The sequence below is a fragment of the Streptomyces sp. NPDC053541 genome, from assembly GCF_044544705.1.
Taxonomy (GTDB): Bacteria; Actinomycetota; Actinomycetes; order Streptomycetales; family Streptomycetaceae; genus Streptomyces.
In genome coordinates this window covers 52,115-67,773 of the sequence record NZ_JBITXM010000006.1, presented here as the reverse complement: position 1 = coordinate 67,773, position 15,659 = coordinate 52,115, and the positions used below count along the sequence as shown (strand labels likewise).

Here is a 15,659-nt window from a genome sequence, read left to right as displayed (position 1 = left end):
GGTGGGTGCGGCGGGAGGTTGACGAACCGTGACGCCGGGCCGGCGCACGTCGTTCTCACCCTCACCGAATGCCCCCGAGTGCGCCCCCGTGCGCTCGCACGCCGTGCGACGGACGGGGCTGCCGGGAACGCCTGTGCCGAAAGATTCGAATATGGGCACGGAATCCACCCTTTGGAGTGAACTCACGCCAGGTGCCTGCCCGTTCACCCACAGTGCGTAAAGATTCCGGTGTCTCGAGTCGCCGGCGCCGCAGTGACCCACAGTCCCCGTGGCGAGCGGCCTGGCGACGCCATGTCTCCCGTGGGGGTTCCACCGTCTTGAACAGCACCACCTTCCGCCTGCCCGCCCGCCGCACCGCGGCCGCGACCGCGGTCGCCGCCCTCGCCGTCGGCCCGCTGGTCCTCGCGGCCCCCGCCGCCCACGCCACGGGCGGCACCGGCGAGCGGGGCGGCGAGGGCCACGCCACCGCCGTCGTCCTGCGCACCGGCCTCGACGTCAACCTGCTCAACAAGGCCGTGAGCGTCCCGCTGCGCGCCTCCCTCAACGAGGTCGAGGCCCCCGCCAGCGCCGAGAAGACCGCGCTCAGCGTCCGGGTGGAAGGCGCCGAGAACGGCAAGCCGGTCAGCGTGCTCAAGGCGGACGTCGCCACCTCCGAGGCAACCGTCGAGGGCAGTACCGCCAAGGGCTACGTCAACCTTGCCAAGGCCCGGCTGCACGTCCCCGGACTGCCGCTGCTCTCCCTGGTCGAGGTCGAGAAGGTCACCTCCAAGGCGGTCTGCGAGGCCGGAAAGCGCCCGGTCGCCGAGTCCAACCTGCTCGGCCACGTCACCGTGCTCGGCAAGAAGACCACCCTGTCCACCGGCGGACAGACCAAGGTCACCGTGCCGGGCGTCGGCGAGGTCGTCCTCGACCTCTCCCGTACCGCCACCACCTCGAACACCGCCGCCGCCACCGCCCTCGAACTCTCCGTCGAGGTCAACCCGCTGAACCTCAACGTCGCCGAGGTCAAGGGCAAGGTCACCCTCGCCGAGGCCACCTGCACCACCCCGCGCGGCACCGAGCCCAGCAAGGAGCCCAGCTCGCAGCCCTCCCCGCAGCCGAGCGAGCAGCCGTCCGGGCAGCCCACCACCGCGCCCGGCCGGGACGCCGGAGTGACCACCCAGAACGGCGGCACCACCCCCACCCAGAACCTCGCCGAGACCGGCGGCAGCTCCCTCACCCCGTACCTCGCGGGCGGCGCGGTGCTGCTCCTCGGCGTCGGCGGCGGCGCCCTGGTCCTGGCCCGCGGCCGCGCCCGCGCGCGCGGCTGACCGGCCCGAGGGGGAGCGTCCGGGGGGACGGGGAAGGGGGTGCCGCGACGGCACCCCCTTCCCGCCCGGGAACCTCAGCCCAGCAGCAACAGCGCCTGGTCCAGCGCCTGCAGGAAGCGGTTGGTCGTCACCCGGTCCCGCACCGCGATCCGCAGCCAGTGCCGGTCCAGCCCCGGGAAGGTGTCCCCGCGCCGCACCGCGAAGCCCAGCGTCCGCAGCCGGTCCCGCACCGCGTCCGCGCCCTCGATCCGGACCAGCACGAACGGCCCCTCCGCCGCCGCGACCACCCGCACCTCGTCGAACTCCGCGAGCCCCGCCAGCAGGTGCGCCCGCTCCACCCCGATCCGGTGCGCCGCGTCCTCCGCCTCCATCAGCGCCACCGGCGCCATGCACGCCTCCGCCGCCACGAGCGCCGGCGTCGACACCGGCCACAGCGGCTGCACGCGCTCCAGCGCGGCGACCGTCTCCGGCTCGGCGAGCACGTAGCCGATCCGCAGCCCCGCCAGACCCCAGGTCTTGGTCAGGCTCCGCAGCACCACCAGACCCGGCACGTCCGTCCGCGAGGCCAGCGACTCCCGCTCGCCCGGCACCGCGTCCATGAACGCCTCGTCGACCACCAGCCACCGCCCGGGCCGGGCCAGCGCGGCGATCGCCGCCGCCGGATGCAGCACCGAGGTCGGATTGGTCGGATTGCCGATCACCACCAGGTCCGCGTCCTCCGGCACCGCCGCCGGATCGAAGCGGAAACCGTCCTCCTCGCGCAGCAGCACCCGCTCCACCGCGTGCCCGGCGTCCCGCAACGCCGCCTCCGGCTCCGTGAACTGCGGATGCACCACCACCGCCCGCCGCGCCGGCAGCGCCCGCGCGAGCAGCACGAACGCCTCCGCCGCACCCGAGGTGAGCAGCACCCGGCGGGACGGCAAATCGTGCCGGTCGGCCACCGCGGCCCGCGCCGCCCGCCCGTCCGGATAGGCCGCGAGCCCCGTCAGGGACTCGGCGATCCGCTCCCGCAGCCAGTCCGGCGGCGTGTTCGTGCGCACGTTCACCGCGAGGTCGATCAGCTTCTCGTCCCGGACCTCGGCGTCGCCGTGGTGTCTGAGGTCGTGCGCGTCAGCGGAGGTGCCCGCAGAGGTGTCGATGTCCATGGCCGCCGTCGTGTGGGGGGAGGGGATGGGGATGGTGCCGGTGGGACGAGTGTGGGGCTCGCCACCGATGTACCCGTGAGTATCGGGCAACAACCGTGCGCCTGGGGAGTCTTCGTTCGGACGAAGGGGGACGGAACGGGCAATGGCGCAGGTCACACGCCTGCTCTTGCGCTTCGGCACCAGCAGCACCGCCCCCGGCCCCGCCGCCCGCAGCGCCGCCGCCTCCGCCACCGACGCGGTCCCCGCCGCCGCCAGCGGCACCGCCGACGGATGCGGCACGGCCACCGCCGCCAGCTCCTCGCTCCCGAACGCCCGCACCGGCACCCCCGGCCCCGGACCCAGCAGCGCCGCCGCCCCCGCGATCCCCGGCTCGCCCGCCCGCACGTCGAGCGTGGCCACCGCCCGCACGTCCGCGCCGCCCAGCCCCGCCTCCCGCAGCGCCGCCCCGACGAGCTCCAGCACCTCCGCCACCGCGACCCCGGACCGGGCACCCACCCCCACGACCACGCCGAGGTGCGCGGGGGAGGCCGGATCGGATAGCAAGGGCCCATGGCTGTAGTCGTCGCGCTCGGCGCGTTCCTCATGACGCTGTTCGGCGGCTGGACGGCCCAGCGCGTCACCGACCGACGCCACCTCGTCCTCGGCCTCGCCGGCGGCCTGATGCTCGGCGTGGTCGGACTCGACCTGCTGCCGGAGGCCATGGAGGCCGCCGGACGTCCCCTCTTCGGCGTCCCGCAGGCCCTGCTGCTCTTCGTCGGCGGCTTCCTCTTCGCCCACGTGGTGGAACGCCTCCTCGCCACCCGCCGCGCCGCCCACGGCGCCGAGACCGGGCAGAAGGCCCCCGAGGGCACCCCGGCCGGCGCGGGGGAGCAGACCCCCGGGCGCACCCCCGAGGTCGGACTCGTCGCGGCCGCCGCCATGGTCCTGCACAGCCTCATGGACGGCATCGCCCTCGGCGCCGCCTTCCAGGTCAGCGGCGGCATGGGCGTCACCGTCGCGCTCGCCGTCATCACCCACGACTTCGCCGACGGCTTCAACACCTACACGCTCACCAGCGTGTACGGGAACGACCGCCGCAAGGCCGTCGCCATGCTCGTCGCCGACGCGGTCGCCCCGATCGCCGGCGCCGGCCTCGCCACCCTCCTCACCCTTCCGGAGGAACTCCTCGGCAGCTATCTCGGCTTCTTCGGCGGCGCCCTGCTCTACCTCGCCGCCGCCGAGATCCTCCCCGAGGCCCACCACACCCACCCGGCCCGCACCACCCTGCTCTGCACGGTCGCCGGCGCCGCCTTCATCTGGCTCGTGGTGGGCCTCTCCGGCGGCTGACCTCACGCGGCCGGCCCGCCCGCGCAGTGCGCCACGAACCGCGCGGCGGCCTCCGGGGCCCCCGCCCAGTGCGTGTGCACGTAACTGGCGTGCACCCCGCCCCGCACGAAGCCCTCCACCCTCGGCTCCGGCTGCCGCAGCCCCCAGGCGGGCCGCTCCCCGGCCCCCGGCTCGATCACCGTGCGATGGAACTCGTGCCCCCGCATCCGGGTCCCGGCCGCCGCCAGCACACTGTCGCTCACCGCCACCGCGTCCCGGTAGCCCAGCGTCAGCCGCGGCGACATCCGCGCGTCCGCGTCCAGGACCCCGCACATCGGGCGTCCGTCGAGCGAACGCGCCAGATACAGCAGCCCCGCGCACTCCGCCGCGACCGGCGCGCCCGAGGCCGCGAGCCCCGCCACCGCCGTCCGCAGCGCCGAATTCGCCGACAGCTCCTCGCCGTACACCTCCGGGAAACCGCCCCCGACGACCAGGCCGCGCGTGCCCTCCGGCAGCGCCTCGTCGCGCAGCGGATCGAAGGTCACGACCTCCGCGCCGGCCGCCGCGAGCAGCTCGGTGTGCTCGGCGTACGAGAAGGTGAACGCCGCCCCGCCGGCGACCGCCACCACCGGCCGGGCCCCGCCCGGCGAAGGCTCCACGACCTGCGCCGACCACGGCTCCCCGGACAGCTCCGGCGCGCTGCGCGCCAGGGCGAGCAGCGCCTCCAGGTCGCACCCGGCCCGCACCTGCTCGGCCTGCGCGGCCACCGCCGCCACCGCCTGCGCCTGCCGCTCCGCCACCGGCACCAGACCCAGGTGCCGCGAGGGCGTCTCCACCGCGGGCGCCCGCCGCAGCACGCCAAGCACCGGCACCCCGGACTCCTCCAGGGCCTCCCGCAGCAGCGCCTCGTGCCGGTCGGTGGCGACCTTGTTCAGGATCACCCCGCCCAGGCGCACCTCCGGGTCCCAGGACGCGAAGCCGTGCACCAGCGCCGCCACCGACCGCGACTGCGAGGAGGCGTCCACCACCAGCACCACGGGCGCCCTCAGGAGCTTCGCCACCTGCGCGGTGGAGGCCAGTTCGCCCTGGCCCGCGGCCCCGTCGTACAGGCCCATCACGCCCTCGACGACCGCCAGGTCGCAGCCCCGCGCCCCGTGCCGGAACAGCGGCGCGATCCGGTCGGGGCCGCACATGTACGCGTCGAGGTTCCGGCCCGGACGGCCGGTCGCCAGCGCGTGGTAGCCCGGATCGATGTAGTCCGGGCCCACCTTGTGCGGCGAGACCGCGAGCCCGCGGCCGGCGAACGCGGCCATCAGACCGGTCGCGACCGTGGTCTTGCCCGCGCCCGAGGACGGCGCGGCGATGACGAGACGTGCTACCACTCGATGCCCCGCTGGCCCTTCTGACCCGCGTCCATCGGGTGCTTCACCTTCGACATGTCCGTCACCAGGTCCGCGAAGTCCACCAGCTCCTGCGGCGCGTTCCGGCCGGTGATGACCACGTGCTGCTGACCCGGCCGGTTCGCGAGCACCTCGACCACCTCGGCCGTGTCGATCCAGCCCCAGTGCAGCAGGTACGCGAACTCGTCGAGGACGTAGAACTTGTACTTCTCCTCGGCCAGGTCCCGCTTCACCTGCTCCCAGCCCTCGCGCGCCTTCTCCTCATGCGACTGCTCGCCCTCGGCGACCTCGCGCTGGATCCAGGACCAGCCCTCGCCCATCTTGTTCCAGACGACCGTGCCGCCCTTGCCGGTCTCGCCCAGCGCCTTCAGCGCGTTCTCCTCGCCCACCCGCCACTTGGCGGACTTCACGAACTGGAACACCCCGATCGGCCAGCCCTGGTTCCAGGCCCGCAGCGCCATGCCGAAGGCGGCGGTCGACTTCCCCTTGCCGACGCCCGTGTGCACCATCACCAGGGCACGGTTGCGGCGCTGACGGGTGGTGAGGCCGTCGTCCGGAACGACGGTCGGCTGTCCCTTGGGCATTTACGCGGCCCTCCTGGTCGCAGAGTGATTGCCTTGTACGTCCCTGACCAGCCCGGCGATCGAGTCGGCGCGCAGCTCGTCCAGGGTGACGGCGGTGCCGCCGAGTTCACGCGCGAGGTTCCCGGCGAGGCCCAGCCGCACCGGTCCCGTCTCGCAGTCCACGACCACCGCGGCCGTGCCGTCGGCGGCGTGCAGCCGCGCCGCCCGCGCGGCCAGCGCCACCGGGTCCGCGCCGCCACCGGTGGCCCGCCCGTCGGTCACCACGACCAGCAGCGGCCGCCGCGACGGATCGCGCAGCCGCTCCACGCGCAGCACGTCGTGCGCCTTGAGCAGCCCGGCCGCCAGCGGGGTGCGCCCACCGGTCGGCAGCTGCTCCAGACGGGCCGCCGCCGCGTCCACCGACGAGGTCGGCGGCAGCGCCAGGTCCGCCGCCCGGCCCCGGAAGGTGACCAGACCGACCTTGTCGCGCCGCTGGTAGGCGTCGAGCAGCAGCGAGAGGACGGCGCCCTTCACCGCGCCCATCCGCTGCCGGGCCGCCATCGACCCGGAGGCGTCCACCACGAAGAGCACCAGGTTGCCCTCGCGGCCCTCGCGGGTCGCCTGCCGCAGGTCGTCCCGGCGCACCACCAGACCGCGGCCGTCGCGCCCGCGCGCCTTCTGGTGCGGGGCGGCGGCCCGCACGGTCGCGGACAGGTGCAGTTTGGTCAGCGCCCCCCGGGGGCGGGTCGCGCCGGTGGTCCGGCCGTGCTCGGTCCGGGCCCGCGACCGCCGCCCGGCCGCGCCCTCGCCGAGTCCGGGCACGCTGAACATCTTCGTGCGGAAGGGCTCGGCGGCCTTGACGGCGGCGCGCTCACCGGAGCCGGAGCCGGAGCCGGGGCCCTGCGGCGCGGGGGCGCTCTCGGGGGCGCTCTCCGGGGCCTCGGCGGACTCGGGCGCGGGCCCGTCGGGACCCTCGCCCTGCGGCGGGATACCGCCCCCGCCGCCCCCGCCGCCCCCGGGGCCGCCGTCCCCCGGCCCGTCCGGGTCCTCGTCCGGCTCCTCGCCCTTGAACTGCTCCAGGGTCTCGTCGAGCTTGTCCTGGTCAAGGCCGGGCGCGTCGAAGGGGTTGCGCCGGCGTCGGTGGGGGAGCGCGAGCAGGGCCGCCTGCCGCACGTCCTCGGAGGTGACCTCCGTCCGTCCCGCCCACGCGGCAAGTGCGGTCGCCGTCCGGGCCATCACGATGTCGGCGCGCATGCCGTCCACCTCGAACGCGGCGCAGGTCGCGGCGATCTGGAGCAGCGCCGCGTCCCCGAGCACCACCTTCGGCAGCAGCTCCTGGGCGGCGACGATCCGCGCGCGCAGCGCGGCCTCCTCGTCGGCCCAGCGCGCGGCGAACGCGGCCGGGTCGTCCTCGAACGCCAGCCGCCGTCGGACGACCTCCACCCGCTGCTCGGGCTCCCGCGAGGCCGCGACCTCCACGGTCAGCCCGAACCGGTCGAGCAGCTGCGGCCGCAGCTCGCCCTCCTCGGGGTTCATGGTGCCCACCAGCAGGAAGCGGGCGGCGTGCCGTACGGAGACGCCCTCGCGCTCGACGTGCGACTGTCCCATGGCGGCGGCGTCGAGGAGATGGTCCACCAGGTGATCGCTGAGCAGATTGACCTCGTCGACATAGAGGATCCCCCGGTGCGCGGCCGCGAGCAGCCCCGGCTCGAAGGCCTTCACGCCCTCGGCGAGCGCCTTCTCGATGTCGAGCGCCCCGACGAGCCGGTCCTCGGACGCGCCGACGGGCAGCTCGACCATCCGCGCGGGTCGTGCCCCCTGGGCCTCCGCCCCGTGCGGCCCGTCCGGGCAGCCCGGGTCGGGCGAGGCCGGGTCGCAGCTGAACCGGCAGCCCGCGACCACCGTCACCTCGGGCAGCAGCTCGGCGAGCGCGCGCACGGCGGTCGACTTCGCGGTCCCCTTCTCGCCCCGGACCAGCACACCGCCCACCGCCGGAGACACGGCGTTCAGCAGCAGCGCGAGCCGCAGGTCGTCCATGCCGACGACGGCGGTGAACGGATAGCGGGTGCTCATCGGGGGGTTCGCTCCTTCGGTGGGTACGGATGCCGGGACCGGGCGGCTGCTCACGGCGCCCCCGGCGGCACGAACGGCAGCCCCGCGGGCGCGCCCTTCTCGATCAGGCGGAGCAGCGCGCCGGTGTCGGCGTGTTCCTCGATCAGGTCGCCGAGGCGGTCGAGCTGCTCCTCGCGCAGCGCGCCGAACGAGGTGTCGGGGGCCGGCACGAAGGCCCGGCCGGCCGCCGCCGCCACCTCGCGCAGGAAGGCCCGGCGGAAGCCGTCGCTCTCCAGGGAGCCGTGCCAGTGGGTGCCCCAGACGGCGCCGACCCGGCAGCCGTCCAGGAAGGCCTCGCCGCCCAGCACCTCGGCCACGCCGTGGTGGATCTCGTAGCCCTCGACCCGCTCGCCGAGCGCCTCGCCGACCGGCCGGGCCAGCGTCTTCTCGGGCGCGAACCGGACCCGTACGGGCAGCAGGCCGAGACCGTCGACGGTGCCCGCCCTCGACTCGACCTCGTCGTCGATCTGCTCGCCGAGGGCCTGGAAGCCGCCGCAGATGCCGAGCACGGGGCGGCCCTCGGGGGCCCGGCGGGCGAGCGCGTCGGCGAGGCCGCGCTCGCGCAGCCAGGCGAGCGCCTTGACCGTGCCGCGGGTGCCGGGCACCACGACCAGGTCGGCGTCGGCCAGCTCCTCCGGGCGGTCCACGAACCGCACGATCACGCCCGGCTCGGCCGCCAGCGCGTCCACGTCCGTGAAGTTGGACATCAGCGGGACGGCGCAGACGGCGACCCGCAGCACGTCCGCGCCGACCGGCGGCGCCACGACCGACTCGCGGACCGCGCCGCGCAGCGAGACCCGCAGGCCGTCCTCCTCGTCGATGCCGAGGCCGTGCGCGTACGGCAGGACGCCGAAGGTCCGCCGCCCGGTCAGGCCGTGCAGCATGTCGAGCCCGGGTTCGAGCAGGGTCACGTCGCCGCGGAACTTGTTCACCAGGTAGCCGGCCACCAGCTCCTGGTCCTCGGGCGCGAGCAGCGCCGTCGTGCCGAAGAACTGGGCGAACACCCCGCCCCGGTCGATGTCGCCGACCACGACGACGGGGAGCCGCGCGGCCCGCGCGATGCCCATGTTGACGATGTCCGTGCGCCGCAGGTTGATCTCGGCCGGGCTGCCCGCGCCCTCGCAGATCACCGCGTCATGGGTGGCGCGCAGCTCCTCCAGGCAGGCCAGCACCGGCTCGAACAGCTCCTTCTGCCGGCCCCCGTGCAGCATCTTCCCGGGGGACGACCCCCCGGGCCCCCCGAAGAACCCGCGGGCGCTCAGCTCGCCGACCGGCTTGCCCATCAGCACGACCTGGCTGGAGCGGTCGCTGCCGGGCTTGAGCAGCACCGGGTTCATCAGCGCCGTCGGCTCGACCCGGGCGGCCTGCGCCTGCATGGCCTGGGCGCGCCCGATCTCCGCCCCTTCCCGCGTGACGAAGGAGTTGAGGGACATGTTCTGTCCCTTGAACGGCGCCACCTTGACGCCCTGCCGGACCAGCCACCGGCAGATGCCGGCCGTGACGACGCTCTTGCCCGCGTCGGAGGTCGTCCCGGCGACGAGCAGCCCCCCACCCCTCACTTCGTCCTCCGCTTCACCGTGCCGTTGAAAACACTGTCCGTCAGGATCCGGCCGCCCACGCAGGCGGCCAGGGTCAGCCAGGTCACCCGGCGGGAGAGCCGGACGGCCCGCTCGATGTCGGCGACCTCCACGGGTCGCCCCTCCGCGTTGAGGACGGGCCGGTGCTCGACCCGTCCGCCGTACGAGAGCGTCCCCCCGAGCCGTACCCCGAGCGCCCCCGCGAACGCGGCCTCCACCGGGCCGGCGTTGGGGCTCGGGTGCTTGCCGGCGTCGCGCCGCCAGGCGCGCAGCGCCCCGCGCGGGTTGCCGCCGGCGAGGGTGGCGAGGGCGGCGGTGAGCCGGGCGCCGGGCGCGCCGGCCAGGTCGTCGAGGCGGGCGGAGGCCCAGCCGTAGCGCCGGTAGCGCGGCGACTTGTGGCCGACCATGGCGTCGAGGGTGTTCACGGCGCGGAAGCCGAGCAGTCCGGGCACGCCGGCGACCGCGCCCCAGAAGAGGGCGCCGACGACGGCGTCGGAGGTGTTCTCGGCGACCGACTCGACGACCGCGCGGGCCATCGCGGGCCCGTCGAGCGCCTGCGGGTCGCGGCCGACCAGGTGCGGCATGCGCTCCCGGGCGACCTCCAGGTCGCCGGCGGCGAGCGCCCCGCCGATCGCGCGGGCCTCCCGGCCCAGGGTCGTGCCGCCGACGACGGCCCACACGGCGGCGGCGGTCAGGGCGGCGGTGGCGGTGCGGCTGCCGCGTACCGTACGGGCGGCGAAGGCGCCGAGCACGACGGCGCCGCCCGCGCAGACGGCGGTGTGCAGGGCGCCGCGGCCGCGGTCGTCGCGGTACAGGCGCCGCTCGACGGCGCTCGCGGCCCGGCCGAAGGCGGCGACGGGATGGCCCCGGCGGGGGTCGCCGAGGAGCAGGTCGACGGCGAGGCCTGCGGCCGCTCCGTACGCGAAACTACCGGTGGCGCTGGTGCGGCCGGGCATGGCGCTGTGTCCTCACTCAGGGTCCGCGCCCTGGATCGACGTGACCGGCGGCGAGAGTTCCTGACTCCCGGCCCCTGGGGGCCGGTCACAGTGGCGGGACCGCGCCGGAATCGCACCGGACTTCCTCTACTGCCGCCGTATTGGCCCCGGCAGTCCACCACGCCCCGCGAACAGCCGTCAACTCACCCTTGACCTGCGCCGGGTCACTGTGCGAAGCACCACAAACACGACGGCCGGGCGGTCCGCACACGGGGTGCGGGCCGCCCGGCCGGGGAGCGCCTGAGCGTCAGACGACGATCAGGTAGATGCCGTAGGCCACGGCCGCCGCGCAGAGCGCGAAGCAGGCGTAGGCGCCGGTGCGGGCCAGGGTGGCGGAGCCTCCGCGGGCGGCGGCCTGCTCCTGCTTGCCGAGGCCGACGATGCCGAGGGTGAAGAGGCCCACGAGGGCGACGGTGGCCACGAGGCTGACTCCGAAGACGGAGCCGAGGGCTGCCCAGTCGATCTTCATGCTTGGGGTTCCAGTTCCGTGGGTGCGGTCAGACCGCGGCGGCGGGGGCCGCGGGAGCGGCGGGGTCCGCGGGGTTGGGGGACGGGATGGTGGTCTTCAGGTCCGCGTCCGCGACGGCCGCGACCGAGCCGGCCGGCGGCGGGGTGACGGCGGCGATGGCGGTGGTGACGACGCCCGCGGGCTCGGCCGCGGCGTCGGCGCCGGTCTCGACGTCGTTGACGTTGGTGTGGTCGACCACCTGGCGGCGGGAGACCAGCCAGATGCCGAGGCAGGAGGCGACCAGGAAGGCCGCGACGAGGTAGACGCCCCACTGGCCCTGGCGGGCGACGAACTCGGCGCCCGCGCCGACCAGGCCGGCGGCCGGGAGGGTCAGGCCCCAGGCGACGAACATCCGGGTGGCGGTCGACCAGCGGACGACCCCGCCCTTGCGGCCCAGGCCCGCGCCCATCACGCCACCGGAGACCACGTGGGTGGTGGAGAGGGAGAAGCCGAGGTGGGAGGAGGCCAGGATGGTGGTGGCCGCGCTGGTCTGGGCGGCGAAGCCCTGCTGCGGCTGGAGGTCCGTGAGGCCCTTGCCCATGGTGCGGATGATGCGCCAGCCGCCGAGGTAGGTGCCGAGCGCGATCGCCAGGCCGGCGGAGACGATGACCCAGACCGGCGGGTTGGAGCCGGGGGCGAGGACGCCGCCGGCGACCAGGGCGAGGGTGATGATGCCCATGGTCTTCTGGGCGTCGTTGGTGCCGTGGGCCAGGGAGACGAGGCCGGCGGAGGCGATCTGGCCGGCGCGGTAGCCCTTCTCCGTCGCCTTGGCGTCCGTCTTGCGGTCGAGGCGGTACGTCAGGCGGGTGGCCAGCATCGAGGCGAGGCCGGCGACGATCGGCGCGGCGACGGCCGGGATGAGCACCTTGGTCACGACGCTCTCGCCGTTGACGCCGCTGATGCCGATCGAGGCGACGGTCGCGCCGATGAGGCCGCCCATGAGGGCGTGGGAGGAGCTGGACGGCAGTCCGACCAGCCAGGTCACCAGGTTCCACAGGATCGCGCCGACGAGCGCGGCCAGGATCACTTCGGGCTGGATGCCCTCTTCGTTGACCAGCCCCTTGGAGATCGTGTTGGCGACCTCCACCGACAGGAACGCGCCGACGAGGTTCAGCACGGCGGACATGGCCACCGCCGTCTTGGGCTTGAGAGCGCCGGTCGAGATGGTCGTCGCCATCGCGTTGGCGGTGTCGTGGAAACCGTTCGTGAAATCGAACACGAGAGCTGTCACGACCACAATCGCGAGCAGCAGCGTGATGTGTTCCATTTACCCAGGCAATCGTTTGGCGTCAGTGGTGCGTCGAACGTAAGCAACCTGAGTGAACGGAAGGTGAACTGGGCCGGGCGGCATGGTGTCCCGATCCGGTGTCCGGAGGTTCCGCTTCCGCTTATGTTCGTACGCGCGTGCCCCCTGGTGTCCACGATGCGGTCGGGGTGCGACTGCCGGTAAGCCCTGCGGCGCAGGGCCCGCGCAACGCGCGTAGCGTCCCGCGCCGCCGCCCCGTATCGCCCCGTGGACCACCGCGCGCCCGGTTCCCCCGGACGGAGGACCCCCGCGGACGAGACCCACATCACGTCCGTCACCCGAAGGAGGGGCCGCCCGGTGGCAGGGCGCCGGCCGGCTGCCGACACTGGGAGCGTGCGCCCCGCTACAGCGACGGCAGCGGCCGTCACCACACTGACCGTCCTCGGCGCGGCCGCGGTGGCCGCCGGCAGGTATGCCAGCGACGCCGCCCTGGGGGTGCCCTCGGGCCGCCCCTTCCCGGGCGACCCCCGGCTCACCGTGCACGCCACGGGCCCCGGCCGGATCACCCTCACCCGCAGCCTGGCCTCCCTGCGCCGCGGCACCTACGGGATCGAGGCGGAGGGGCTGCACGCGGTGGTCGGCCCCGTCCTCGAACGGGTCCCGCACACCGCCGACACCGTCGTCCGCCGCCTCGAACGGGTCGAGCTCGGCACCCTCGGCCCCGGCGCCCGGGTCCGGTTCACCCCGCAGCTGCACTGCGGCACCCCCGAGACCGCGCTCGGCCTGCGGTACGAGGACGTCGAGATCCCCGGCGAGCTCGGCACCCTGCCCGCCTGGTTCGTGCCCGGCGCCCGCCGCACCTGGGTGATCGCCCTGCACGGCCTCGGCACCACCCGCGAGCTGCCGCTCAACCTGCTGCCCTTCCTGCACCGGCGGCAGCTGCCCGTCCTGATCCCCGCCTACCGCGGCGACGCCGGCGCCCCGCCCGCCCCCGACGGACTCGCCCACCTCGGCGACTCCGAGTGGCGCGACGTCGACGCCGCCGTCCGGTACGCCGTCCGCAACGGCGCCACCCACGTCATCCTGCACGGCTGGGGCACCGGCGCCGCGATGGCCCTGCACGCCGCCGCCGGCTCCGGGGTGCGCGACCGGATCCGCGGCCTCGTCCTCGACTCCCCGGTCCTCGACTGGGAGACCACCCTGCGCCACCTCGCCGCCGCCCGCCGCGTCCCCGGCTTCCTGCTCCCGCTCGCCGTCCGCGCCGCCCAGGGCCGCACCGGACCGCACGGCGACCGCCTCCGGGAGGTCGCCGACCCGGCAGCGCTGCGCGTCCCGGTGCTGCTCTTCCACGGCCCCGACGACACCCTCGCCCCCTGGGACGACTCCCGCCGCCTCGCCGACCTCCGCCCCGACCTGGTCCACCTCGCCGTGGTCCGCGGCGCCCCGCACGCGGCCATGTGGAACGCCGACCCGGTGCGCTACGAGGAAGCGGTCCGACGCTTCGTCACCCCGCTGGTCTGACACCGGATCCGGGCCGGGGCGGGGGCCCGGCGGTGCCCTCGCGGCGGCACTGCCGATTCCGATTGGGCTTTCGGGCCGTCAACGGGAAGACTGCCCTCCGTGACGTCTCGAAAGCCCGATGAATCCTTCGCGCGCAACTCCAGACTCCGACTCGTCCGTCCGGGGGCCCTCGCCACCGCACGAAAGGCCGTGACGGCCCGGCGGACCCGGCCGGCGCCGCGGCCGCCCGAGGGGACCCCGCCCCGCGCGGAACTCGCCCTCCAGGCGCGCGCGGTGCTCGCCGACGCGGTACGGATCGCCCGCTGGGCCGCCGTCGGCCGGCGGCCCGAGACGGCACCCCCGGACGGGGAACGGGCCGCCGCCGCACTCGATCTGACCCCCGCCCAGGTCCGGGCCGGCTGGGACCGCGCCCGGCTCGCCGGGCTCGTCGAACTGCACGGCGACACCGCCCGCCCCGGCTGGCGGCTGCAGGCCTGGGACCGGGACGACTCCGCCGTGCTGCGCGGCTGGGTCGCGCTCTTCGACGCCTGGTCGCTGGTCCACCCCGCGCCCGAGGGCGTCGCCGCCGGCGCCGTCGCCGAGGTCGTCGAGGCCGTCCCCCAGCTGCTCTCGCTGCTCCAGCTCTCGGCCGGACCGGTCGCCGTCAGCGGACTGCTCGACCTGCTGCGGCAGCGCGTGGACGAGCTCCGCGAGGAGCGCTGCGAGGTGCCCGGCGCCGGCGACCCCGCCGAGCCCGAGCCCGCGCCGCTCCCGGCCGCCGGACTGCCCGCGCTCCTCGACTGGGCCCTGGAGGGCCTCGCCGCCGTCGGCGCGCTCACCCTCGGCGCCGGCCCCGACGGGCGCCACGCCACCCTGACCCCGCTCGGCAACTGGGCGGTCTGGGTCAAGCTGGAGCAGATCTGCGTCGCCGCCCAGAGCCCGGCCGGCAACATCGAGCAGTCCGCCGAGGACATGCTGCGCGGCTGCGCCCGGCTCACCCCCGGACCGGCCCGCGACGAGTACCGCGCCTGGCTCGCCGCCCGCACCCTCTCCAGCGCCGTCGCGGAACTCCTCGCCGTCGCCCGCGGCGAGGACGCCCTGCTGCGCGGCCTGGCCTTCGAGGCCCTGCGGGTCGTCGGCGCCCCGGCCGAGCCCGAGGTCCGGGCCGCCCTCGCGGACCCCTCGCTCCGCCCGTACGCCCTGCTCTGGCTCGCCGAGTACGAGGGCGCGGACCCGGAGGAGGCGCCCGAGGTGCTGACCCGCGAGGAGGCCACCTGGCTGTGGGTGGACACCGCGGCCGCCGTCGCCGACCACGGCGAGGGCACGCTGCTCGTCCGGCACCTGGAGTCGGCCGTACAGGGCACCGTCCCCGCGCTGCTCGAGGAGGTCCGCGCGGTCGGCCACCCCCGCACCGTCCAGGTCCTGGTCGCCCTCGCCGCCGCCCACCCCGACCCGTCCCTCGCGAAGGCCGTCCGCCGGGCCGCCTTCCAGGTCCACACGGGCGGCGCGTAGGCCCCGTCGTCCCGTGCGGGCGCCGGGCGGGATCAGCCCGCCGCGGCGCCCGGGGCGTAGGTCCCGAAGCTCCAGACGTTGCCGCCGGCGTCGCGGGCCATGTAGTCCCGCGAGCCGTAGTCCTGGTCGGTGGGCGGCATGACGATCTCCACGCCGTGGGCGACGGCCCGGGCGTGGTGCTCGTCCACGTCCGGCACGTGCACGTAGACGCCCACCGGGCCGGCGGAGGCCATGAGCCGGTCGAAGGTGCTGCCGGTGCCCGTGCTGCCGAGCATCACCATGCCGTTGCCGAAGCGCAGCTCGGCGTGCGCGATCCGGCCGTCCTCGGCCTCGTACACGGCGTGCGCGGTGAAGCCGAAGGCCTCGGTGAGCTGCTTGATCGCCGCGTGGGCGTCCTCGTAGCGCAGGGCCGGACAGATGTCGGGTGCCTCGGTCATGCCGCTCGTCTCCTTCGTCGTCCCGATGGGTCGTGGTCCTGGTGGGTCG

General features: G+C 75.5%; 13 protein-coding genes and 1 riboswitch. Of the genes, 4 read left to right on the top strand and 9 right to left on the bottom strand.

Features of this window, described 5'->3' with window-relative positions:
- The first annotated feature begins 317 nt into the window (after positions 1 to 317).
- The gene (locus ACIGW2_RS16765) at positions 318 to 1,310 is read left to right on the top strand and encodes an SCO1860 family LAETG-anchored protein (protein WP_399844206.1); all 993 of its coding nucleotides are present in this window, start codon (positions 318 to 320) and stop codon (positions 1,308 to 1,310) included.
- 74 nt (positions 1,311 to 1,384) lie between these two features.
- Here the strand turns inward: ACIGW2_RS16765 and cobC are convergent, their stop codons facing one another.
- Complete coding sequence (gene cobC, locus ACIGW2_RS16760) at positions 1,385 to 2,956, bottom strand: Rv2231c family pyridoxal phosphate-dependent protein CobC (protein ID WP_391655347.1); 1,572 nt, start codon at positions 2,954 to 2,956, stop codon at positions 1,385 to 1,387.
- 48 nt (positions 2,957 to 3,004) lie between these two features.
- On the opposite strand from cobC, the gene ACIGW2_RS16755 reads away from it, so the two are divergent.
- Positions 3,005 to 3,781 (top strand): ZIP family metal transporter, encoded by a 777-nt coding sequence (locus ACIGW2_RS16755; RefSeq protein ID WP_361588536.1) that lies wholly within the window; start codon positions 3,005 to 3,007, stop codon positions 3,779 to 3,781.
- A gap of 2 nt (positions 3,782 to 3,783) precedes the next feature.
- Here the strand turns inward: ACIGW2_RS16755 and ACIGW2_RS16750 are convergent, their stop codons facing one another.
- From ACIGW2_RS16750 to ACIGW2_RS16720, 7 genes are all read right to left on the bottom strand, one after another.
- A complete protein-coding gene (locus ACIGW2_RS16750) occupies positions 3,784 to 5,142 on the bottom strand; it encodes a cobyrinate a,c-diamide synthase (protein ID WP_391655303.1) in 1,359 nt (452 codons plus the stop codon).
- Entirely contained in the window at positions 5,136 to 5,744 is a 609-nt protein-coding gene (gene cobO / locus ACIGW2_RS16745) for a cob(I)yrinic acid a,c-diamide adenosyltransferase (RefSeq protein ID WP_356062725.1), read from the bottom strand. Before cobO ends, ACIGW2_RS16750 begins: the two co-directional genes overlap by 7 nt.
- Positions 5,745 to 7,796 (bottom strand): putative cobaltochelatase, encoded by a 2,052-nt coding sequence (locus ACIGW2_RS16740; RefSeq protein WP_399844203.1) that lies wholly within the window; start codon positions 7,794 to 7,796, stop codon positions 5,745 to 5,747.
- A gap of 50 nt (positions 7,797 to 7,846) precedes the next feature.
- Positions 7,847 to 9,394, bottom strand: a complete 1,548-nt coding sequence (locus tag ACIGW2_RS16735; protein WP_399844201.1) for a cobyric acid synthase — start codon at positions 9,392 to 9,394, stop codon at positions 7,847 to 7,849.
- On the bottom strand, positions 9,391 to 10,368 hold the full coding sequence (locus tag ACIGW2_RS16730; protein ID WP_399844199.1) for a cobalamin biosynthesis protein: 978 nt from the start codon (positions 10,366 to 10,368) through the stop codon (positions 9,391 to 9,393). The genes ACIGW2_RS16735 and ACIGW2_RS16730 overlap by 4 nt, the downstream gene beginning before the upstream one ends.
- 54 nt (positions 10,369 to 10,422) lie before the next feature.
- Positions 10,423 to 10,496: riboswitch (cobalamin riboswitch) on the bottom strand.
- Positions 10,497 to 10,654: 158 nt separating this feature from the next.
- The gene (locus tag ACIGW2_RS16725) at positions 10,655 to 10,876 is read right to left on the bottom strand and encodes a hypothetical protein (RefSeq protein ID WP_356062731.1); all 222 of its coding nucleotides are present in this window, start codon (positions 10,874 to 10,876) and stop codon (positions 10,655 to 10,657) included.
- A gap of 28 nt (positions 10,877 to 10,904) precedes the next feature.
- Positions 10,905 to 12,182 carry an inorganic phosphate transporter gene (locus ACIGW2_RS16720; RefSeq protein WP_361588526.1) on the bottom strand — a complete coding sequence of 426 codons (1,278 nt, stop codon included), beginning with the start codon at positions 12,180 to 12,182 and terminating at the stop codon, positions 10,905 to 10,907.
- A gap of 372 nt (positions 12,183 to 12,554) precedes the next feature.
- Between ACIGW2_RS16720 and ACIGW2_RS16715 the strand changes: the two genes are divergently transcribed.
- Both ACIGW2_RS16715 and ACIGW2_RS16710 read left to right on the top strand, forming a co-directional pair.
- A complete protein-coding gene (locus ACIGW2_RS16715; RefSeq protein ID WP_391655308.1) occupies positions 12,555 to 13,682 on the top strand; it encodes an alpha/beta hydrolase in 1,128 nt (375 codons plus the stop codon).
- 99 nt (positions 13,683 to 13,781) lie between these two features.
- A complete protein-coding gene (locus ACIGW2_RS16710; RefSeq protein WP_399844196.1) occupies positions 13,782 to 15,173 on the top strand; it encodes a hypothetical protein in 1,392 nt (463 codons plus the stop codon).
- A gap of 32 nt (positions 15,174 to 15,205) precedes the next feature.
- Here ACIGW2_RS16710 and ACIGW2_RS16705 read toward each other — a convergent pair whose 3' ends face one another.
- The gene (locus tag ACIGW2_RS16705; RefSeq protein ID WP_391655310.1) at positions 15,206 to 15,610 is read right to left on the bottom strand and encodes a VOC family protein; all 405 of its coding nucleotides are present in this window, start codon (positions 15,608 to 15,610) and stop codon (positions 15,206 to 15,208) included.
- Between the last annotated feature and the right edge of the window lie 49 nt (positions 15,611 to 15,659).